Source organism: Acidobacteriota bacterium (genome assembly GCA_016195325.1).
In the GTDB taxonomy this organism is placed as follows: Bacteria; Acidobacteriota; Polarisedimenticolia; order JACPZX01; family JACPZX01; genus JACPZX01.
In genome coordinates, this window is record JACPZX010000012.1 from 1 (window position 1) to 19,780 (window position 19,780).

General features: G+C 69.5%; 23 protein-coding genes. 13 read left to right on the plus strand and 10 right to left on the minus strand.

The window, feature by feature from the left end:
- The 4 genes from HY049_02010 to HY049_02025 form a co-directional block, all read right to left on the minus strand.
- Positions 1–1,873: hydantoinase/oxoprolinase family protein (locus HY049_02010; GenBank protein MBI3447686.1), on the minus strand; the 1,873-nt coding region annotated here is incomplete at its 3' end.
- A 246-nt stretch (positions 1,874–2,119) separates the two neighbouring features.
- On the minus strand, positions 2,120–2,512 hold the full coding sequence (locus tag HY049_02015; protein ID MBI3447687.1) for a hypothetical protein: 393 nt from the start codon (positions 2,510–2,512) through the stop codon (positions 2,120–2,122).
- On the minus strand, positions 2,458–3,501 hold the full coding sequence (locus tag HY049_02020; protein MBI3447688.1) for a hypothetical protein: 1,044 nt from the start codon (positions 3,499–3,501) through the stop codon (positions 2,458–2,460). Before HY049_02020 ends, HY049_02015 begins: the two co-directional genes overlap by 55 nt.
- Before the next feature lie 109 nt (positions 3,502–3,610).
- Positions 3,611–3,937 (minus strand): hypothetical protein, encoded by a 327-nt coding sequence (locus HY049_02025; protein ID MBI3447689.1) that lies wholly within the window; start codon positions 3,935–3,937, stop codon positions 3,611–3,613.
- Here HY049_02025 and aroF point away from each other — a divergent pair.
- From aroF to HY049_02045, 4 genes are all read left to right on the plus strand, one after another.
- The gene (gene aroF, locus HY049_02030; protein MBI3447690.1) at positions 3,930–4,631 is read left to right on the plus strand and encodes a 3-deoxy-7-phosphoheptulonate synthase; all 702 of its coding nucleotides are present in this window, start codon (positions 3,930–3,932) and stop codon (positions 4,629–4,631) included. The two genes, HY049_02025 and aroF, sit on opposite strands and share 8 nt — an antisense overlap.
- Positions 4,631–5,839, plus strand: a complete 1,209-nt coding sequence (carA, locus tag HY049_02035) for a glutamine-hydrolyzing carbamoyl-phosphate synthase small subunit (protein ID MBI3447691.1) — start codon at positions 4,631–4,633, stop codon at positions 5,837–5,839. The genes aroF and carA overlap by 1 nt, the downstream gene beginning before the upstream one ends.
- A complete protein-coding gene (locus tag HY049_02040) occupies positions 5,836–6,537 on the plus strand; it encodes a glycosyltransferase family 2 protein (protein ID MBI3447692.1) in 702 nt (233 codons plus the stop codon). The genes carA and HY049_02040 overlap by 4 nt, the downstream gene beginning before the upstream one ends.
- Positions 6,538–6,615: 78 nt before the next feature.
- On the plus strand, positions 6,616–7,653 hold the full coding sequence (locus tag HY049_02045; protein ID MBI3447693.1) for a hypothetical protein: 1,038 nt from the start codon (positions 6,616–6,618) through the stop codon (positions 7,651–7,653).
- Here HY049_02045 and HY049_02050 read toward each other — a convergent pair.
- A complete protein-coding gene (locus tag HY049_02050; GenBank protein MBI3447694.1) occupies positions 7,607–8,617 on the minus strand; it encodes a D-glycerate dehydrogenase in 1,011 nt (336 codons plus the stop codon). The genes HY049_02045 and HY049_02050 overlap by 47 nt on opposite strands.
- 66 nt (positions 8,618–8,683) lie before the next feature.
- On the opposite strand from HY049_02050, the gene HY049_02055 reads away from it, so the two are divergent.
- Positions 8,684–9,415, plus strand: coding sequence for a TIGR00266 family protein (locus tag HY049_02055; protein MBI3447695.1), 732 nt, complete (start codon positions 8,684–8,686; stop codon positions 9,413–9,415).
- Positions 9,416–9,793: 378 nt separating this feature from the next.
- Here HY049_02055 and modA read toward each other — a convergent pair whose 3' ends face one another.
- Both modA and HY049_02065 read right to left on the minus strand, forming a co-directional pair.
- Positions 9,794–10,576, minus strand: a complete 783-nt coding sequence (gene modA, locus HY049_02060) for a molybdate ABC transporter substrate-binding protein (protein ID MBI3447696.1) — start codon at positions 10,574–10,576, stop codon at positions 9,794–9,796.
- Positions 10,577–10,658: 82 nt separating this feature from the next.
- Positions 10,659–11,888 (minus strand): TIGR00300 family protein, encoded by a 1,230-nt coding sequence (locus tag HY049_02065; GenBank protein ID MBI3447697.1) that lies wholly within the window; start codon positions 11,886–11,888, stop codon positions 10,659–10,661.
- Between the two features lie 92 nt (positions 11,889–11,980).
- On the opposite strand from HY049_02065, the gene HY049_02070 reads away from it, so the two are divergent.
- The 5 genes from HY049_02070 (at position 11,981) to HY049_02090 (ending at position 14,830) form a co-directional block, all read left to right on the plus strand.
- Positions 11,981–12,877, plus strand: coding sequence for a phosphoribosylaminoimidazolesuccinocarboxamide synthase (locus HY049_02070; GenBank protein MBI3447698.1), 897 nt, complete (start codon positions 11,981–11,983; stop codon positions 12,875–12,877).
- 3 nt (positions 12,878–12,880) lie between these two features.
- Positions 12,881–13,357 carry a hypothetical protein gene (locus tag HY049_02075; protein MBI3447699.1) on the plus strand — a complete coding sequence of 159 codons (477 nt, stop codon included), beginning with the start codon at positions 12,881–12,883 and terminating at the stop codon, positions 13,355–13,357.
- Between the two features lie 82 nt (positions 13,358–13,439).
- Entirely contained in the window at positions 13,440–13,823 is a 384-nt protein-coding gene (locus tag HY049_02080; GenBank protein ID MBI3447700.1) for a PadR family transcriptional regulator, read from the plus strand.
- Positions 13,824–14,396 carry a DUF1700 domain-containing protein gene (locus HY049_02085; GenBank protein ID MBI3447701.1) on the plus strand — a complete coding sequence of 191 codons (573 nt, stop codon included), beginning with the start codon at positions 13,824–13,826 and terminating at the stop codon, positions 14,394–14,396.
- A gap of 38 nt (positions 14,397–14,434) precedes the next feature.
- Positions 14,435–14,830 carry a hypothetical protein gene (locus tag HY049_02090; protein MBI3447702.1) on the plus strand — a complete coding sequence of 132 codons (396 nt, stop codon included), beginning with the start codon at positions 14,435–14,437 and terminating at the stop codon, positions 14,828–14,830.
- 20 nt (positions 14,831–14,850) lie between these two features.
- On the opposite strand, the gene HY049_02095 is transcribed toward HY049_02090, so the two are convergent.
- Both HY049_02095 and HY049_02100 read right to left on the minus strand, forming a co-directional pair.
- The gene (locus tag HY049_02095; GenBank protein MBI3447703.1) at positions 14,851–15,687 is read right to left on the minus strand and encodes an HDOD domain-containing protein; all 837 of its coding nucleotides are present in this window, start codon (positions 15,685–15,687) and stop codon (positions 14,851–14,853) included.
- A 77-nt stretch (positions 15,688–15,764) separates the two neighbouring features.
- A complete protein-coding gene (locus tag HY049_02100; protein MBI3447704.1) occupies positions 15,765–16,496 on the minus strand; it encodes an iron-containing redox enzyme family protein in 732 nt (243 codons plus the stop codon).
- 157 nt (positions 16,497–16,653) lie between these two features.
- On the opposite strand from HY049_02100, the gene HY049_02105 reads away from it, so the two are divergent.
- Positions 16,654–16,908 carry a hypothetical protein gene (locus tag HY049_02105; protein ID MBI3447705.1) on the plus strand — a complete coding sequence of 85 codons (255 nt, stop codon included), beginning with the start codon at positions 16,654–16,656 and terminating at the stop codon, positions 16,906–16,908.
- 27 nt (positions 16,909–16,935) lie between these two features.
- Complete coding sequence (locus HY049_02110; protein ID MBI3447706.1) at positions 16,936–17,271, plus strand: peroxiredoxin family protein; 336 nt, start codon at positions 16,936–16,938, stop codon at positions 17,269–17,271.
- A 24-nt stretch (positions 17,272–17,295) separates the two neighbouring features.
- Here HY049_02110 and HY049_02115 read toward each other — a convergent pair whose 3' ends face one another.
- Entirely contained in the window at positions 17,296–18,633 is a 1,338-nt protein-coding gene (locus tag HY049_02115) for a sodium-dependent transporter (GenBank protein MBI3447707.1), read from the minus strand.
- A 61-nt stretch (positions 18,634–18,694) separates the two neighbouring features.
- Here HY049_02115 and HY049_02120 point away from each other — a divergent pair, with 61 nt between their 5' ends.
- Positions 18,695–19,777: an isopenicillin N synthase family oxygenase gene (locus HY049_02120; protein MBI3447708.1), complete on the plus strand. Its 1,083-nt coding sequence runs from the start codon at positions 18,695–18,697 to the stop codon at positions 19,775–19,777.
- Positions 19,778–19,780: the final 3 nt, after the last annotated feature.

The following is a 19,780-nucleotide window of genomic DNA, read 5'->3' on the forward strand; positions in this document are numbered from 1 at the left end:
TCACGACGCGGTCGGGCACGCGTGGCCGCTCGGGGATGCCCTGTCCGACCAGCCGGAGGGTGACGAGCTCGACGGGCTCGTCGGGGCCCGCGCGGTGGCCGTAGACGCGCTCGTGCTCGCGGCCGAACGCCTGCTCGAGCGCGGCGATGGCCTCGGGCCCGAGATCGCCCGCGGGCAGCGGCACCGTCAGCTCGAAGGACTGGCCGTGATAGCGCAGATCCGCGAAGCGTCTGACGCGCGCCCGGTCGCCCGTGAAGCCTTCGCCGGCGAGCAGCGCGAGGGCGTCGGCCTCCATGCGGCGGAGCGTCGCGCTCAGCGCCTCGAGGTCGAGCTGTCGCGTCTGCCGCCGATACGTGCGCACGTCGTGGTGCTCGACGTCCGCGTAGAGCAGGCCGAACGACGAGAAGAGCCCGGGCGCCGGCGGCACCACGATCCTCGCCATCTCGAGCTGGGCCGCCATGCCGCCCGCGAAGAGCGGCCCGTTGCCGCCGAAGGCGAAGAGCACGTAGTCGCGCGGGTCGCGCCCGCGCTCGCTCGACACCGCCTTGAGCGCGCGGATCATGTTGGAGGCGGCGATCAGGTGGGCGCCGTAGGCGGCGTGCTCCAGGCCGAGCCCGAGGGGCCGGGCGATGCGCTCCTCGAACACCTCGTGCGACCGCGCCGCGTTCAGCTTCACGGCGCCCCCGACGAGGTACGCCGGGTTGAGATACCCGAGGATCACGTTGGCGTCGGTGATGGTGGGCTCGGTGCCGCCGAGGTCGTAGCAGAGCGGTCCGGGCCACGCGCCGGCGCTCCGCGGGCCCACCTGCAGCGAGCCCCCGGCATCGATCGAGACGATCGAGCCGCCGCCGGCGCCGACCTCGGCGAGGTCGACGGCGGGCACGCGCAGGACATAGCCGGCCCCCGTGAGCAGGCGCGAGCCGAGCATGATGCCGCCGCCCACCTGGTACTCGGAGGCGCGGTTGACCTCACCGTCCTCGATGATCGAGGCCTTCGCGGTCGTCCCGCCCATGTCGAAGGTGATGACGCGCCCGAGGCTCATGCGCCGCGCGAGCGCCTGGCAGCCGATGACGCCGGCGGCCGGCCCGGACTCGATGATGTGCATGGGCATCCGCGCGGCGGCCCCCGCGGTCATGAGCCCGCCGTTCGACTGCATGATCATGAGGGGCGCCCGCACGGCGATCTCGTCGAAGCCCGCCGCGAGGGTCCGGAGGTAGCGCTGCACGACCGGCATCACGTACGTGTTGATCACGGTCGTCGAGGTCCGCTCGTACTCCTTGATCTCGGGCAGCACCTCGGCGCTGATGCACATCGGGAGATCCGGCGCGCGCCGCCGCACGATCGCCTGGATCTGCTCCTCGTGGGCGGCGCTGGCGTAGGCGTTGATGAGGCACACCGCGAGCGCCTCGATCCCCTCGCCCAGCAGGCGGTCGAGCACGCGCTCGACCTCGGCCGGATCGAGCGGCACGGTCACGATCCCCTGGGCGTTGATCCGCTCGGTGACTTCCGCGCGGAGGTAGCGCTCCACCAGCGGCGCGGGCTTCTCCCACCGGAGGTCGTAGAGGCGCGGCATCCGGAGCCGGCGGAGCTCGAGCACGTCGCGGAAGCCCTTGGTGGTGATGAGCCCGGTACGCGCGCCCCGCAGCTCGAGGATGGCGTTGGAGGCCACCGTGGTGCCGTGGAGCACCTCGCCCACGTCGTCGCCCCCGAGCCCGGTGTCGCGAAACAGCTCGCGCACGCCCTCCACGATGGCCCGCGCGTAGTCGTCCACGCTCGACGACACCTTCCGCGTGTGGATCCGCCCCCGATCGTCGAGAAAAACGATATCGGTGAACGTCCCCCCGATATCGACCCCAACACGAAACCCAGCCATCTAGTGTTCCGCCCTCGAAGTCATGTCGAGATAAACGAACGGGGAGTCGGGCGCGGCGGGGGCGTGCGGCAGGGGTCAACCGGACCCGTACCCCTCCAACTGGAAAGCGGAAGCAGCGCGCCCGGATGGAGCCCAGCCGCCAACGGTCTGCGGTCGCGTACGGCGTGGTCCCGGTGACCCCTGCCGCACGCCCCCGCCGCCCCCGCCGCGCGCTCGATCGCCGCCATCACCTCGCGCACGGGAACGCTAGAAGTGCATGACTTCCGCGGCGTGCTCGAAGACGTCCTGGATGCGCCCGTGCGAGATGGCCGCGGCCTGGACGGCCGCGACGAGGTGCCGCCAGCGCAGGGACGGGCGGGTGGCGTGGAATTCCTCGTACGTCGCCTGATGATGCTTGAAGGCGTGCATCTCGGTGAAGTTGTCACGGCACGCGATCTTGCCGAGCATCGCGATGAGCGGCTCGGGCGCGTAGCCACGATCGGCGTACTGCTGGGCCAGGGCGGCCGCCTGCTTGACCTCGTCGGTCGAGCGCCAGGTGGCGAGGTTGGCCGCGGGCAAACGCTCACCGACGGGCAGCCGGCCGATCAGCGCCTCGATCTCCTCGAGCAGCTCATCCGCACTTCCGGCCCGGTGTTCCACATGAAGAGCGCCTGCAGCTTGATCCGCCGCGAGAGCTCGGGCTGCCGCAGCAGGTAGCGTCGCGTGTTGGCGCCGGTGTTGATGTGCACGTCCATGGGGTTGCCCGTCTGCGATCTCAGGAACAGCGTGGAGCCGCCGACGGAGAGCCCCTCGCCCACGCCCTCGAGCGAGAGCCCGTCGCCCAGCGCACGCGCGAGCATGCCCGGGACCTCGGCCAGGTCGTTCACGCGGCCGATCTCGTCGGCGAGCGCGGTGATGCTCGCGGTCTCGTCCTCGCCCGTCTCGAAGCGCAGGTCGCGCTCGAGCAGCTCGTATTTCGAGATCAGCCGATCGACCTCCTCCAGGGAGGTCGGCGCCGTCGGGCGCGTGATGTAGCGGACCGGCGCGCGCCCGATGAACCGAGCGTACTCCCAGCCGAGGTACTCGAGCGCGCGCCAGGTGAACACCGGGAACAAGAAGTAGTGGTCGTCGAGCTGGTTCTTCGGCACGGCGACCTCGAGCAGGTGCCCGAGGACCTGCATCGGCGAGAGCCGCTCGAGCAGGTAGAGGAAGTAGTGGTCGCACGCGTTGTAGACGCCGCGGCCCACCGCGTAGCGGAACGCCTGGAGCGTCGCGTCCAGGTCGTCGTGCTCCGAGACCGGCTGCGCCTCGGCCAGGATGTAGGGACCCATGGCGGGCGAGTGGATGTGCTTGTTGGCCACGGCCACGTTCTGGATCACGGGCATCATCGCATACTCGCCGGGCAGCCGCGCCGCGATGTGGCGCACGGCGTGGATCCCCGCCAGCGGATGGAGCGGACCGCCGTGGTGGCCGGGCGGCAGGTCCGAGGACCGCACCACCGCCAGCGCCGAGGCGAGCAGCATGTCCTTCACGGACGTGCCCGCCGCGAGCCGGTCACGGGTGGCGGCCACGATCCGCTCGGGCGCCGTCTCCTCCACGAACTGCACGAGCGGCTCGATGTGATCCGGGAACGCCACGCGTCGGGTCATGCCCCATCCTCCTCGGTGCGAGAGTACTCCCTCCAGGCTCTGGGTCAGAACGTATGCGGGAAGCCGCCCGAGCGCAAGCGCCGTCGCCGAGGCCGTGGCGCGCGAGCGCCTATTTCTTCTTCAGCCGCACGTCCTCCAGAGGCGCCGACCACGGATAGGGATTGATCAGCATCAGCGCGGGCTCCTCCACCCGCGGGCCCACGCCGCTCGGCCAGGTGTAGTCCCAGATCGGCGCGAACCTCACGCGCTCGTGAAGGAGGTGCTGGATCTGGTGCAACATCGCCTCGCGCTTGGCCCGGTCGGTCTCGAGCGCCTGCTGCTTGTACAGCGCGTCGACGTCGGGGTACCCGCCGTAGGCGTAGGCGCCGCTGCTCGGCACCCACTCGGCCATCCGCGAGGCGGCGTTCCCGTACAGGCCGACCACGCACATGCACACGCCGCGCAGCTTCTTCGTGGCCCACGCCGTGAAGAGGGCGGGGGCGCATTTCCTTCGCGGCGGCGCCTACAAGCCGAGGACCTCCCCGTACGCCTTCCAGGGGCTGGAGGTCGAGGGGCTGAAGATCCTCGCGAGGGCCCGCGAGGAGACGGGGCTGCCGATCGTCACCGAGGCCCTCGACACCGAGACGCTCGACGTCGTCGCCGAATACGCCGACGTCATCCAGATCGGCGCGCGCAACATGCAGAACTACCCGCTGCTGAAGCGGGCCGGCCGCTGCCGCCGCCCCGTCCTCCTCAAGAGGGGGATGTCGGCGACCCTCGACGAGCTGCTCATGTCGGCCGAGTACATCGCGTCGGAGGGGAACTACCAGATCTTCCTGTGCGAGAGGGGCGTGCGCACCTTCTCGACGCACACGCGCAACACGCTCGACCTCTCGGCGGTTCCCGCGGTGAAGACGCAAAGCCATCTTCCCATCATCGTCGATCCGAGCCACGGGACCGGCCAGCGCAACAAGGTCGCGCCGCTCGCCCGCGCGGCGGTCGCGGTCGGCGCCGACGGGCTGATGATCGAGGTGCACGCCAACCCCGATCGCGCCCTCTCCGACGGGCCGCAGGCTCTCCTTCCCGAGCAGTTCGAGCGGCTGATGACGGAGGTCCGCGCCATCGCCGATCTCGTCGGGATGAAGCTCTGATGGAGGCCGTGCTCGCGCTCGAGGACGGGCGGGTCTTCCGGGGCCGCTCGTTCGGCGCCTCCGCCGAGCGCGGCGGCGAGGTCGTCTTCAACACGTCGATGTCCGGGTACCAGGAGGTCCTCACCGACCCCTCGTACCGCGGCCAGATCGTCGTGATGACCGCCCCGGAGATCGGCAACTACGGCGTCAACGATCTGGACGTCGAGAGCCGGAGGATCCAGGTCGAGGGGTTCGCCGTGCGCGAGTGCAGCGAGATCTCCTCGTCGTGGCGATCGCGCCGCGATCTCCCGCAGTACCTCAGGGAGAGCGACATCCCCGCCATCTCCGAGATCGACACGCGCGCGCTCACGCGCCATCTCCGATCGGGGGGCGTTCTCCGCGGCGTGCTGTCGGCCCTCGATCTCTCCGAGGAGAGCCTCGTCCGGAAGGCCCGGGCGCTCCCGCGCCTCGCGGACATCGACCTCGTCGGCCGCGTCACGTCCGCCTCGGCGGCGCCCTGGCGGGGGGGCGGTCCGGTCGCCTGGCTGGGGGCGCCGCTGCGCCGCCGCGCCGCGAGGCACAAGGTCGTGGCCCTGGACTTCGGCATGAAGGACAACATCCCGCGCTCCCTGACCGGCGCCGGCTGCAAGGTCACGGTGATGCCGGCGCGCACCGGCGCCGACGAGATCCTCGCGGGGGCGCCCGACGGCGTCTTCCTCTCGAACGGCCCCGGCGATCCCGAGACCCTGGACTACGCGGCCACGATGGTTCGAACGCTTCTCGGGCGCGTGCCGATCTTCGGCATCTGCCTCGGGCACCAGATCATGGGGCTCGCGTTCGGGGGCCGGACCTTCAAGCTCAAGTTCGGCCACCGCGGCGTCAACCATCCGGTGAAGAACCTCCGCACGGGCCGCGTCGAGATCACGTCGCAGAACCACGGCTACGCCGTCGACGCCGAATCCCTCGGCGCCGACATCGAGATCACCCACGTCAACCTCAACGACGGGACGGTCGAGGGCTTCCGGCATCGATCGCACCCGGCCTTCTCCGTGCAGTACCACCCCGAGGCCTCGCCGGGCCCCCACGACGCGCTCTACCTCTTCGACGACTTCGTCCGGATGATGGACGAGCGGAAGGCGGCGTCGCGCGACGCACGGGCCGCGGAGGCCCCGGAGGGCGAGGCCGCGGCGGCCGAGCCGCCCGGTGGAGCCACGCTCGGCGATTCTTGAAGCTCAGCGTCGTCATCCCCGCCTTCAACGAGGAGAGGACCCTCGCGGACATCGTCGGCCGGGTCCGGGCGATCGAGACTCCGGGGTGGGAGCGCGAGATCATCGTCGTCGACGATGGCTCCATCGACGGGACTCCTGGCGTCATCGCGTCCCTCGCCGGCCCCGACCTCACCGCGCGCCGGCAGGCGCCGAACCGGGGGAAGGGGGCGGCGCTGCGCGTGGGGTTCGCCGCCGCCACGGGCGACTTCATCGTGATCCAGGACGCCGACAGCGAGTACGACCCCGCCGATCTCCCGGCGCTCCTCGACGCCCTCCGGGCCTCCGGAGCCGACGCCGCGTACGGCTCGCGCATCCTCGGGTCGAACCCGAAGTCGTACTTCTCGTACTACTGGGGGGGCCGGCTCCTCACCGCGATCTTCAACCTCGTGTACGGCCAGCGCCTCACGGACGTCACGACGTGCTACAAGATCTTTCGCCTCGAGGACGCCCTCGAGCTCGGGCTCGCGTGCGACGGCTTCGAGTTCTGCGAGGAGCTCACGGCGCGGCTCGTGCGGGCCGGCCGCCGCATCGTCGAGGCGCCGATCACGTACGCCCCACGCTCCATCGCGGAGGGGAAGAAGATCCGCTGGCACGACGGCCTGACGGCGATCTGGACGATGCTCCGGCTGAGATTCGCCCCGAACCCGCCCCGCCGGTGACGAAGCCGCCCCGCTGAGCTACGATTCCGTGCCCGGCGTCCCCCGCCATTCCGGCACGCCCGGAAGGAGACCTCTCCCATGAAGCCGACGATTCGATCTATTGCGCTCCTCGCGCTCGCGGCAGGCCTCGGCTCCGCGGTCGAGGCCGCTGCCGCAGAGGCCACGGGACCGTGGAAGCCCCGCGTCGAGATCGTCTTCGAGACAGATCCCCTCGTCGAGTGCCATTTCCTCCTCAAGACGTGGGACGGGAGCGAGAGGCCGCAGTCCGGGAAGACGGGGGACCTCAGCTCGCAGGCCGCGGCGTACGGCGCCGCGACCCAGGCGATCCGGGACGCGTCGGTCTGGCACTGGTTCGAGGACCTCGTCGTCGAAGGGCCCGATCCCGCCGAGGTCCGCCGGCGCGCGGCCACGCTCCCCGCGTCGATCTCGACCCCGGGGAACCGGACGGCGGTGGATCGCCTCGTGGAGGCCCTCGACTCGGCGTACCCCATCTTCGTCTCGGCCTACTGGCCCGAGCATCTCAAGTCGCTGAACCGCGTCATCATCCCCGCGCACCGTCGGTACGGGGGCGCCGAGCTCCGCCTCGCCGAGGCGCTCATGGAGAAGATGGCCTTCGCGCCGATCGACGGGAAGATCCGCGTCCTCGGCGTCATCCGCGCCGGCCCCGTCTCGAGCTGGGGGAAGACGACGAAGGGGTACTACACCGTCATCGGCGTCTACCTCCAGTCGGTCGCCTCGTTCGTCGAGACGTCGGTCCACGAGGCGACGCACCTCATCGACACGGCGCAGCCGGCCTCCGGGTCGTGGATGCTCAAGGAGGTGAGGCAGGCGCTCCCGAAGGACGCTCCGCCCGAGGCGATCGACACCTTCATTCACGGCCTGGTGACGTTCAACGCGGGCGAGCTGGTCACCCGTTACATGGACAAGGTCTACAAGCCCGTCGGCCTCCGGGGGCCGGGGGCCGCGGAGACGTACGCCCCGTGCGTTTCCGCGTACGAGGCGGCGTGGAACGGCTGGCTCGACGGGACGCGCGGGCGGGACGAGACGATCCGGAGGCTGGCCGACGGATTCAAGGCCGCGCGCGCGAAGATGCCGCAGCCCCCGCCGAAGAAGTAGGCACGAGCGTCGCCGCCGAGGGGCGGCCGCCAAGGATCGCGGCGAGGTTTCGCGCCGCGAGGCAGGCCATCGCCCGCCGCGTCGAGGAGGTGGCCGAGGCGACGTGCGGCGAAAGGACCACGTTGGGCCGCCGCGTGAGCGACCCCGGAACGCGCGGCTCGTCCTCGAAGACGTCGAGCCCCGCCCCGCCGATCCGCCCCGCCGAAAGGGCGGCCGCGAGCGCGCTCTCGTCCACGACGCTTCCCCGCGACGTGTTGATCAGGATGGCGGATCGCTTCATCCGCGCGAGCTCCGCCCCGCCGATGAGATGCCTCGTCGCGGCGCTCGCCGGCACGTGCAGCGTGACGAAGTCGCTCCGGCGCAGCAGCTCGGCGAGCGCGACGCGGCGCGCGGCCCCGGCGAGAGGTGAGTCCGCCCCCTCGAAGCTCGCCGCCGATCTCGACGCATAGAAGATGGTCATCCCGAAACCCACGGCCCGCCGCGCCACCGCGCGCCCGATCCGCCCCATCCCGACGACGCCGAGCGTCCCACCCGCCACCTGGGCGCCGAGCATGAACTCGAGATCCCACTTCGGGAACTCCCCCCGGCGGCACAGGGCGTCCCCCTCCACGACCCTGCGCGCGGCGGCGAGAAGGAGCGCCCACGCGTGGTCGGCCGTCGCCTCGGTGAGCACTCCCGGCGTGTGAGCCACGAGGATTCCGCGGCGCCGGCATGCGGCGACGTCCACGTTGTCGTAGCCGACGGCGCAGACGGAGATGGCGCGCAGGGCCGGGGCGCCGCAGAGGAGGGGCTCGTCGATAGGGTCGGTGAGCTGGCAGAGCAGTCCGTCGGCCGCTCTCAGGGCCCCGGCCAGCTCGACGCGCCCCATCCGCAACTTTCGGGGCCTCTTCACGTTGAACCGGCGCGCCAGGATCGCCTCCGCCTCGGGAAAGAGGCGGCGTGTGACGACGATTCGGCGGCGCATCGGGCGATGGTACCATCGGCCCACACGCGTTCGAGAGCGCGGTACCTTCAATGGAGGCGTTGCGACATGCAGATCGAGATCAAGTACCAGCCGTCGTATTCGCTCGCCATCGTCACTCTCGCGGTCGGCGAGCGCATCCAGGCCGAGTCCGGCGCGATGGTCTCGATGTCGTCGAACCTGGCGATGGAGACCGGAATGAAGGGGGGCGTCATGGGCGCCCTCAAGAGGAAGGTCCTCGGCGGCGAGAGCCTCTTCTGGAACACCTTCATGGCCGAGGGAGGGCCGGCCGAGGTGACGCTGGCCCCCTCGCTCCCGGGAGACATCAACCACATCCGGATCGACCGCGAGACGATCTACATCCAGTCGGGCTCCTTTCTCGCGGGAGACCCCACGGTCGATCTCGACGCGCAGTGGGGAGGCGCCCGCACCTTCTTCGGAGGGGAGGGGCTCTTCCTCTTGAAGGCGACGGGAAGCGGCGACATCCTCGTCTCGTCGTACGGCGCCATTCACAAGGTCCCGATAGCGCCCGGGCGCCCGTACGTCTGCGACACGGGGCACGTCGTCGCCTTCACCCAGGGGCTCGACTTCGACGTGCGGAGCGTCGGCAACTGGAAGTCGACGCTCCTCGGCGGCGAAGGGCTCGTCTGCGAGTTCCGCGGGGAGGGGAACCTCTACCTCCAGACGCGCAGCACGCAGGCCTTCCTGTCGTGGCTCATCCCGAGGATCCCGACGCGCACCGGAGGCGGAGGGGGCGCGACCCCCGGAGGATTCCTGGGGAACATCCTGCGGGGGGACTGAGCCCCGTCCCACCGCTCAGAACACCGTCACCAGCGACAGCCTCGGCTCGTCGTTGTCGAGCTCGGTGACGCTCTCGGTCTTCTTCGTGCAGTCGAGCTGGATCTTGTGATCGTGGCTCTTCGCGAAGTACGTCAGGTCGACCGACCGGTTGACGCTCGAGGTGGACGCGGCGGAGAAGGAAATCGTTGACGTGCTCGTTCTGGGCGGTCGCTCCGGCCGGGATCGAGTTCCGTCCGTCGGAGCCCCCCCAGAACATCAGGCGGATCTCGGCGTCGAGCTTCCCGTTCGGCCCGTCGTAGAGCGGCACCGCGGCGAGCGCCGGAGGCAGGAGGGCCGTCGACGCGACGGCGATCATCGAGAACGTTCTGAGCGGCGACTTCATTGGGCACCTCCGGGGTGCGCGACGATGAATCCGAGGTTCTCGAACGTCGCGGCCGCCTCCGCCCCCGCGAGGAAGGCCACCACGCGCCGGACGACTTCCTGGTGCGGCCGATCCCGCATCGCGGCAAGGGCGTAGGAGATGTGAGGAGCGTCTCCCTCGGGGACCTCGTAGAGAACGCGCACCTGCGGGGAGACCTGGACGTCGGTCCGGTACACGACGCCGACCTCGGCGCCGCCCGATGCGACCGCCGCGAGGGCGGCGCGGACGTCGGGAGCCGGCAGGACTCGATCCTTGATCGCGTCCCACGGCCCCGTCTTCGTCAGCCATGCCTTCGCGTACTTGCCGGCGGGCACCGCCTCCGGATTGGCCAGGGAGATCCAGCGGATCGCCGGGCTCACGAGATCCTTCGGCGACGCGACGCTCACCGAGCCGTCGAGCCGGCCAATGACGACGAGCCGGTTGGAGAGGGGAGAGGTCCGCGATGCGGCATCGACCGCTCCCGCCTTTCCGAGGTAGTCCATCCAGCCTTCGTCCGCGGAGAAGAAAACGTCGGCCTTGCGGGCGCGCTCGATCTGGTGCGCGAGGTCGTTCGACGGCCCGAAGTTGAAGACGAGCTTCACTCCGTTCGCGCTCTCGCAGGCGGGGGCCAGGGTCTCGAGGGCGTCTCTCAGGCTCGCGGCCGCGTAGATCACGACCTCGGACGGATCGCCCCAAGGCTCCCGGGCCGGAACCGCGGAGGTCAGGCCGAGAACCACGAGCGAGGCTGCCAGGATTGGCATCGGTCGGCCTGTCACTCCTCGATCTCGATCGCCGTCGACTCATCGGGCTCCGGGGCCCCCTCGCGGATGCGGCCGCCACCCATCAGCGAGGCGAGGCCGCCACCGCCAGCTCGTCGGCGAGGAGCCTCAGGAAGAGCCCCACGTCGGTGACGATGCCGGCGGCCTGGGCCGAGCCGCGATCGACGAGCTTCGTGACGACCGCCGGGTTGATGTCCACGCAGACCGTCCTCACCCACGACGGCGTCATGTTGCCGGTCCCGATCCCGTGGAGCATCGTCGAGAGGATCAGCACGAGGTCGGCCCCCTTGAGCGCGCGCCAGTAGCGATCCTGCGCCTCGATCAGATCCATGATCGTCTCGGGCATCGGCCCGTCGTCGCGGATCGAGCCGGCGAGGACGACCTCCACCCCGGCCTTGAGGGATTCGAACATCACCCCCGAGCGGAGGAGCCCGCGGTCCACGGCCGCTTTCATCCCCCCCGCCTTCCGCACGAAGTTGATCGCCCGCATGTGGTTCTTGTGGCCTTCATAGACCGGGACTCCGGTGCCCAGATGGACCCCTAGAGATGTCCCGTAGAGCGCGCGCTCCACGTCGTGGACGGCGAGGGCGTTGCCCGCGAGGATCGCCTGCACGAACCCGCCGCGGATGAGGCGGCTCATGTGCTCGGCCCCTCCCGTGTGCACGACGACGGGGCCCGCGACGATGACCGTGCGCCCCTTCTTCTCGCGGATCTCCGCCATCGTCTTCGCGAGGTCGGTGACGACGATCTCGACGCGCCGCTCCGACGAGACGTCGCGATCCATGAAGACGAAGTCCATCGTCTCGCGATCCTTGAAGGGAGGGAAGACCTGCACCCCCTTCACGCCGCAGACGACCATGTCCCCCTTGAGGATGTCCCGGAGCTTCACGCAGGCGGCCCGGCCGTCCTTCACGCGGAGAACCGCGTCCATCCGCTGCTCGGCCACGTCGACGTAGGACCCCGCGATGCGGAGGCGCGTGCGGTGGTTCGTCGTGGAGTAGAAGTCGTCGGGGACGGTGCCGTCCGCTTCCGCGAACTTGAGGATCGCGTCCTCCTCGACCGTCTGGACGAGGCGGCACCCGAGGGCGACGAGGTTGTCGAGGATCGTCGCGAGGCGCGCCTCGTCGGGGGCGGTGATCTGCAGCTCCATCTTCGAGTAGTCGCCGACCGTCCGGCCGATGTCGAAGCCGAGGATCTCGTAAGTCCCCCCGTCCTCGAGAACGACTTTCAGGAACCGGGACATGAGCCCGGAGTCGATGAGGTGCCCTTCGGCGGTCAGCCGTCGCGTCAGCATGCGGTTCTCCTGAATCCCCGGGGTTGAGCGCTCGCGGGAGTTTCTGTTAGCATCGCGCCCACGCCGTCCAACATTCCCCTGGAGTCTACGACATGAGCGCCGTCACCAGCGTCCGGATCCCCGGAGCGAAGCACCTCGGCTCCGGCAAGGTCCGCGACATCTTCTCCTTTGGCGACCGCCTGCTGATGGTCTCGACCGATCGCATCTCCGCCTTCGACCATGTCCTTCCCGTGGGAATTCCCGACAAGGGGAAGGTCCTCACGCAGTTGTCGCGGTACTGGTTCTCGCTGACGAAGGATATCGTGGCGAACCACCTGATCTCGACCGACGTGAAGGACTTCCCGGCCGAGGCGCAGGCGCAGTCCCTCATGCTCGCCGGGCGCTCGATGCTGGTCCACAGGGCGAAGATGTTCCCCGTGGAGTGCGTCGTGCGCGGCTACCTCGCGGGGAGCGGGCACAAGGAGTACATGAAGACCGGGGCGGTCTCCGGCGTGAAGCTTTCGGCGGGCCTCCAGATGGCGAGCCGCCTCAGAGAGCCGATCTTCACCCCCTCGACCAAGGCCGAGACCGGCCACGACGAGAACATCCCGTTCGAGACGATGGTGTCCCTCGTCGGGAAGGCCGACGCGGAGAAGCTGCGGGAGCTGAGCCTCGCCGTCTTCCGGAAGGCGGGGGAGAGGGCGGAGTCGGCGGGGATCATCATCGCCGACACCAAGTTCGAGTTCGGCCGCCTCGACGGCGGGAATGGGGAGATCGTCATCGCTGACGAGGTCCTCACCCCCGATTCGTCGCGCTTCTGGGACCGGGAGACGTACCGCGTCGGGATCTCGCCGCCGTCGTTCGACAAGCAGTTCGTGCGCGACTACCTCGAGTCGATCAAGTGGGACAAGAACCCCCCCGTCCCGTCCCTCCCGAGCGCGATCGTCGAGGGGACCCGCAAGCGCTACCTCGACATCCACAGGCGGCTGACCGGCCGGGAGATCGTCTAGGCCGTGGCCGGTCAGGGGAGCTTCGCGGCGAAGTCGGTCACGCTCGCCGGCGAGATCGCCCTCGCCGGCCCCCTCGACGCCGTCTTCCCGCTCTTCTCGCCCGAGGGGGAGCGGGCGTGGGTTCCGGGGTGGGATCCGGAGATCCTTCACCCGCCCGGCGCCGTGTGGGAGCGGGGGATGATCTTTCGCACGAAGCTCGAGCGGGGAGGGGAGGCGGTCTGGGTCGTCTTGCGCCTCGACCGCGCGGCGCACGACGTCGAGTACCATCGCGTCGAGCCGGAGCACTACGTCGCGCGCGTCACCGTGAGGTGCGTCGCGGCAGGGGCGGGGCGCACGAAGGCGTCGGTCACGTACGAGTTCATCGGTCTCTCCGACGCCGGCAACGCCGAGATCGCCGGCATGACCGGGGCCGCCTACGCCGCGAAAATGGCGACGTGGCGCGGCTGGATCGACGCGCACCTCGCCGCTCCCCCGCGCTGACCGCCTCCCTCCTGCGCGCACCCTCGAACTTTCTTCACGATCCCCCTTGACGCCCGATGTATCGTATTACATACTATCGTGCATGACGACATCAAAGGGCGCCGCGTCCGCGAGCGCGGAGCACCTCGACAGGTGGGAAGTGCAGCTCCGCAAAGGATCGCTCGAGCTCGCCATCCTGGGGTGCCTCTGGCCCGGCCGCCTCTACGGCCTTGAGATCCTGCGGCGCCTCGAGACCGAGTCGGATCTCGCGCTGTCGGCGGGGACCGTCTACCCGCTCCTCGCCCGGCTCAAGGCCGACGGGCTCCTCGAGTCGGAGTGGGTGGAGGCCGACGCCGGCCATCCCCGCAAGTACTACCAGCTGACGTCCGTGGGTCGCCGCCGGGCTGCCGAGATGGCGAAGATGTGGGCGCGGTTCGCGGGGACGCTGGGAGATCTCCTGGCGCCCGTCTTGAAAGAGAGGCGATAGATGATCGACGCTTTCCTCTCGAAGTTGCGCGCGGCCCTTCGGGGCATGCCGGACGCCGAGATCGAGGACATCCTCCGGGAGCTCCGCGGCCACATCGCCGAGGTCGCGGAGGGGGCAGGAGGAAGCGTCGAGGGCGCCATCCAGTCGCTCGGCGACCCGATCGATCTCGCGAAGACGTACCGCGCCCATAACCTCATGGCCCACGCGGAGTGCAGCGGGTCACCCCTCGTCATCCTCCAGGGGCTGCGGAACGCGACACGGACATCCGCCGGCCGCGTCGCGGCCACGGTCCTGTACATCTCCGGCTACTCGATTGTCATCACGCTGTTGCGCGTGACCGTCCACAAGCTCTTCTCTCCATCCAGCGTCGGCGCGTGGTACGCGCCGGGGGAGAGGTGGCCCGTCACTCTGGTCTGGGACGGCGCCGCTCCGGATGGCGCGAGAGAGGTTCTCGGATGGTGGCTCATCCCGGCGACTCTTGCCGCGGGATGGGTCCTGAAGTACGCCGTCGATCGCGCCGCGCAGTGGTGGATTCGCAGGACCCGGCGTTCGAAGGAAGGAAGATCGGTATGAGGGCGTTCGTCCGACGATCCATTCAAAGGAGGTTTAGGGTGAGAAGATTCAGAAACGTCCGGCTCGCGTTCGCGCTCGTGTCGTCATTGTTCGGGATGCTCGGCCTCGCCGCCGCCGGCTCAAGCGCCGCCGCCGACGTCGCCGGCGACTGGGTCGGGGTGCTCGACACAGGCCACGGCTCGCTCCACGTCGTGATTCACGTGACCGACGGGAAGGACGGCTCGCTGTCCGCCACGATGGACAGCCCCGACCAGGGGGTGACCGGCCTCGTCATCACCTCGATCACCTACGCCGCCCCGGATCTCGCGTTCGGCATCGAGAAGCAGGGGTTCGCGTACGCGGGGAAGTTCGACCACGAGAAGGAACAGATCGCAGGGACCTGGAAGCAGGGCGGGGCGTCGCTCCCGCTGACCTTCGCGCGCGCGGGGAAGTGAGCCCGGCGTTCCGCACCCGCTCAACTGAAGAGGCTCTTCTCCTTCGCCAGGAGCGCGGGGAGCTCCTCGCCGATCTCGTCGAGCTGCGAAGGCTTGATCCCGAGGGTCGCCGTCGGCTCGAGCTGCGCCAGATCGAGATCCGGATGCCGCTCGGGGCCGATGCAGAGCTTCACGCAGAGGGAGTTCGCGAGGCTCACGATCGCGCAGAGGGTCGGGTCGCCCTTCGCCATCGCCGGCTCGTGGTGCTGCCTCACCGCCTCGACCAGCTCTTGGGGGAGCTTCCACTCCTCGGCCACCCGCGCGGCGACGGCGGTGTGATCGAACCCCAGCTCCTCGCGCTCCGCCCTCAGGAACGTCACGTCCTCGTTGTAGACGCGCTCGACGACCTTCGCGTAGCTCTCGCGGCGGTTGAAGTCGAGGACGAGCTTCCCGATGTCGTGCATCAATCCGGCGAGGAAGGCGTCCTCCACCTTCACGTAGCCGCACGCGCGCGCGATCCGGTTCCCCGCGAGGGCGACGGCGAGGGAGTGATCCCACAGGACCTGATCCTTGAAGGAGGCGCTCGCCTTGTGGTGGAGAGAGGCGGTGCAGGCGGCGGTGACGACCGACTGGAGCGTTCGGAAGCCCATCACGACGATCGCCTGCGAGAGCGATGTGACCCCGCCGCGGACCGCGAAGGCGGCCGAGTTCGAGACCTTCAGCACCGTCGCCGCCATCGTCTGATCCAGCGAGAGGATCTTGACGACGTCGGACACCGAAGTCCTCGACTCGGTGACCAGCTCGCGCACGCGGATCGCCACGCGCGGCATCGTGGGGATGACGCCCACGTCGAGGTCCGCGATGGGGGACGGGTTCATCCCGGGATAGATAGGGCCGGCCGCCGGCCGGGGCAACCGGCGTCGATCACTCGGTGGGTGAAGCGCCCCTCAACCCCTCAGACCACGTCCTTCGGGACGGCGTAGAAGCCGGGGGCTGAGACCCTCTTCCCGCCGCGGCGCGCGTGCCACCTCTTCTCGAGCCCCATCCACATCCGCTGGAGGTAGTTCAGCATCGTGTCGACGCCGTACTTCAGGCTGTCGATCTCGAGCTCCGTCGAAACCGCCAGCGCCGACTCCATCCCGTCCTCGTGCGTCGACTCCAGCTCGCGGTGGAAGGTGAAGTACGTGAGGTCCATCCCGCGGCGCGACGTCCCTTTCAGCTTCGTGAGCCCCGGGAGGAGGTGATCCCACATCGAGATGGCCATGTTCTCCAGGCCGAACGACGCCCCGAGGGCGACGCCGTAGTCGCGGTGGCCGTACAGCTCCGCCATCCCCCGCACGAAGTCCTCGGTCTCGGGCTCGAGGCCGGCCGCGAGCGCCAGCTTCGGGTCGATGTCGATCGATCTCAGGAAGGCGTGGTAGAGGTACTCGTGCCGCTCGGCGGGCTTCCCGTTCCCCAGCTCCGACGCGAGGATGACGCACAGCTCGTCGGCGGCCCGCTGGTCGGGGGTGTTCGCGAGGAGCGTCGCGAGGATCCGCGGGAAGTGCTTCACGAAGCCGTAGAACTGGACGGCGAAGTCCCGGAGATCGGCGTCGTCGATCTCGCCGCGCGCGAAGCGATCGAGATAGGGGTTGTTGATCGCCCCGTGCTTGGTCACTTTCTCCCGCAGCATCTGGTAGAGGTTCATGGCGGATCTCCTCGTCTTGGCAATTTCCCGTGAGGCGCCAACGTAGATCACGCGCGCCGGCGACCGTGAGGGGAACGGAACGGAATCCGCGCCCGGGGAGAAGTGTTGGCCGCGGCGACGCGGGTCCGACTCAACGCGAGCGTGCTAGGATTCCGGCGTGATTCCAACCGGTGGCGCCGTCCGTCGAGTCATCCTGATCCTCCTCGTGGCCATTCTCCCGGCTGCGGCGATCGCCGCCGTCCCGAATCCCCGCCGGCAGACCCCTCCGAGCGGCATCGAGGGGCGCGCCGTCGCCCCGGGCGCGGTCGCTCCCTCGTTCGTCCTCGAGTCCTCCCAGGGTGGGACCTGGGATCTCTCGAAGGCGCTTCAGGAGGGGCCGGTCGTCCTCGTCTTCTACCGCGGCTCCTGGTGACCGTACTGCCGAACGCAGCTCGGTGAGCTGCAAGCGAACGTCGCGAAGTTCAAGGAACGAGGCGCCGGGCTCGTCGCGGTCTCGGTCGACGCGGTCGACAAGACGCGGAGCCTGGTCGAGGGGCTGGCGCTGACGTACCCGGTTCTCTCGGACACCGCGCTCGACGTGGCGAAGAGCTTCGGCGTCGTCGACGAGGAGAACGGCATCGCGTGGCCGGCGGTCTTCGTCATCGGCAAGGATCGCCGGATCGCGTGGCGCTCCATTTCGGAGACCTACACGAAGCGCCCCAGCGCCGACGAGCTGCTCGGTCATCTGGATGCGGCGGGCGGCCTCCCCCCTCGGAATTCCACGACGGCGCCATGAGCCTCGACGCCCCCTGACGGCGCCTCAGGGCCCGGCGAGAACGCCGAGCACGTCGTGCAGCATCCACCACCCCCCGACCGAGACGATGCCGAGGGGGACCACGTAGCGGAGCCAGGCGAGGAGCCATGGATGCGCGGGGCCTCCCCCCTTGCCGATCTCCTCGAGCGCGGCGGCCCGGTTCATCGACCAGGCGACGGCGACGACGGCGAGAAGAGCCCCCAGCGTCTGCATCCCCGATCCGAACGTGAGGTCCCAGCCGACGAAGACGCGCATGTTGATCATCGGCGGGATCGAGAGCGCGAGGACGGCGAGGGACATCAGGAGCACCGCTCGCCGCCGCGGGATCCTCGTGTTGTCGGCGAGGCCGGCGACGAGCACCTCGAACGCGGCGACGTCCGAAAGGAACGCGACGCCGACGAGGCCCAGGAAGAACAGAACGCCGAAGAGGCCCCCGGCAGGGATCAGCGCGAAGGCGCGCGGAAGTGTCGAGAAGATGAGCGACGGGCCGCTCGACGGCTCGATGCCGAAGGCGAAGACCGCCGGGAAGATCGCGAGCCCCGCGAGGAGCCCCGCCGCCGTGTCGCCGATGGCCGTCCACCAGGCGACGCGCCGCACGTCGATGTCGTCCCCGAGGTACGACCCGTAGACGACCATGAACGTCCCGCCGAGGGAGAGGGAGAAGACCGCCTGGCCCATCGCCGCCACCATGACGCTCCCGTTGAGATCGGCGAAGCGCAGCTTGAGGACGTACCACTCGATCCCCTTGAAGGCGCCGGGCAGCGTCACGCTCCTCACGATGAGCACGCCGAGGATCACGAAGAAGGCCGGCATGATGAGGCGGCTCGCCCTCTCGATCCCGCGGCGCACCCCCGCGACGAGGACCCAGGCGCACCCCGCGATGACGATCGACGTGAAGAGGATCTGGAGGCCGACGCTCCTCGCGGAGAATCCCGTCTCGGGCGGGAGGATCGAGGACGGGTCGATCGTCAGTCCCGCGAGAGTTCCCGCCTGCGAGACGGCGTAGAGGAGCACCCAGCCGATCACGTTCGTGTAATACGCCGTCGCCGCGGTGACGACGGCGAAGAAGAACCAGCCGACGGCCCTTCCGCCGGGAAATCCGCTCCGCTCGAAGGCGCCGACGGTGCCGCGCCGCGTGTTTCGCCCGAGGGCGAACTCGGCCACGAGGCCCGGCACGCCGATGGCCACGACCACAAGGACGTAGAAGGCGACGAAGGCCGCGCCGCCGTACTTCCCGACCATGTAGGGGAAGCGCCAGACGTTTCCGAGCCCGACGGCGACGCCGATCGTCGTCAGGATCACGCCGACCTTCGAGCTGAACGTCTCCCTCGGCGTTTCCGGCATCCTTGATCTCCCGGTCGAGCGTGCCGCATGATCGCTCATCACGACACGCCGGGGAAGCGCGATGGCCGACCGGAAGGACGACGTCTCGGCGACGAACCGGGACTTCATCGACTACGACCAGGTCCGGAAGGACCAGAAGTACCGCCTCGCCGAGGCGTCGGGGGCCGAGGCCTTCGACGACGATTTCCGGGTCCGCACCTGCGACATCGGGCGGTTCCTCGACGGCGGCGCGGCCGATCGTCGCGCGTTCGCGCGCGAGTTGGGTGAGGCGCTCCGGGAGATCGGCTTCGCGATCCTCGAGGGGCACGGCGTCGATCCCGCGATCCACGACGAGGCGTTCGCTCGGGTGGAGGAGGTCTTCACGCGGGCGTCGCTCGACACGAAGATGAGGTTCGCGGCCCGGCGGCACGGCTCGGTGAACCAGGGGTACTTCCCGATCAAGGAGACCTCGGGGATTCACCCCGATCTCGTCGAGGGGTGGGTCTTCTGCCGGCGCGCCTTCGACATTCCGGACGGCCGATCCGATCCGCCGCGCCTCGAGGAGTTCTGGCCGGATCTTTCCGACGAGCGGTTCTTCAGGGAGATGGCCCTCCAGCAGGAGAGGCTCATCGTCCCCGTGATGCAGTCGCTCCTCCTCCACCTCGGCGCCGACGAGCACCTCTACGACGCGCGCCTCACGAACACGAACTTCGCGCTGCGCCTCAATTACTACCCACCCGTGTCCGAGGCCGACGATCTCTCCGGCGCGGCCCGCCTACTCGGCCACGAGGACGTGACGATGTTCACGTTCCTGCCGGCGCCGCGTCTCGAGGGGCTCCAGGTGCTGAACCGGAAGAACATGAAGTGGGTGAGGCTCGACGCGCCGCCGGGGTCGATCATCCTCAACACCGGCGACTACATGCAGAGGATCTCGAACGACATCCTCCCGTCGACGACGCACCGCGTGTCGAAGCCACGGGACCCCGACCAGCGGAAGCTGGCGCGCGTCTCCTTCCCGATGAACGTCTACCTGTGGGAGGAGGAGATCCTCGAAGTCCTGCCATCCTTGCCGAGCCCGCGGTACGCGCCCGTGCGCGCGATCGAGTTCCACACGGCGACCACGAGCAAGTATTATGGCGACGACTACGCCGTGAAGGGGGAGTGACCC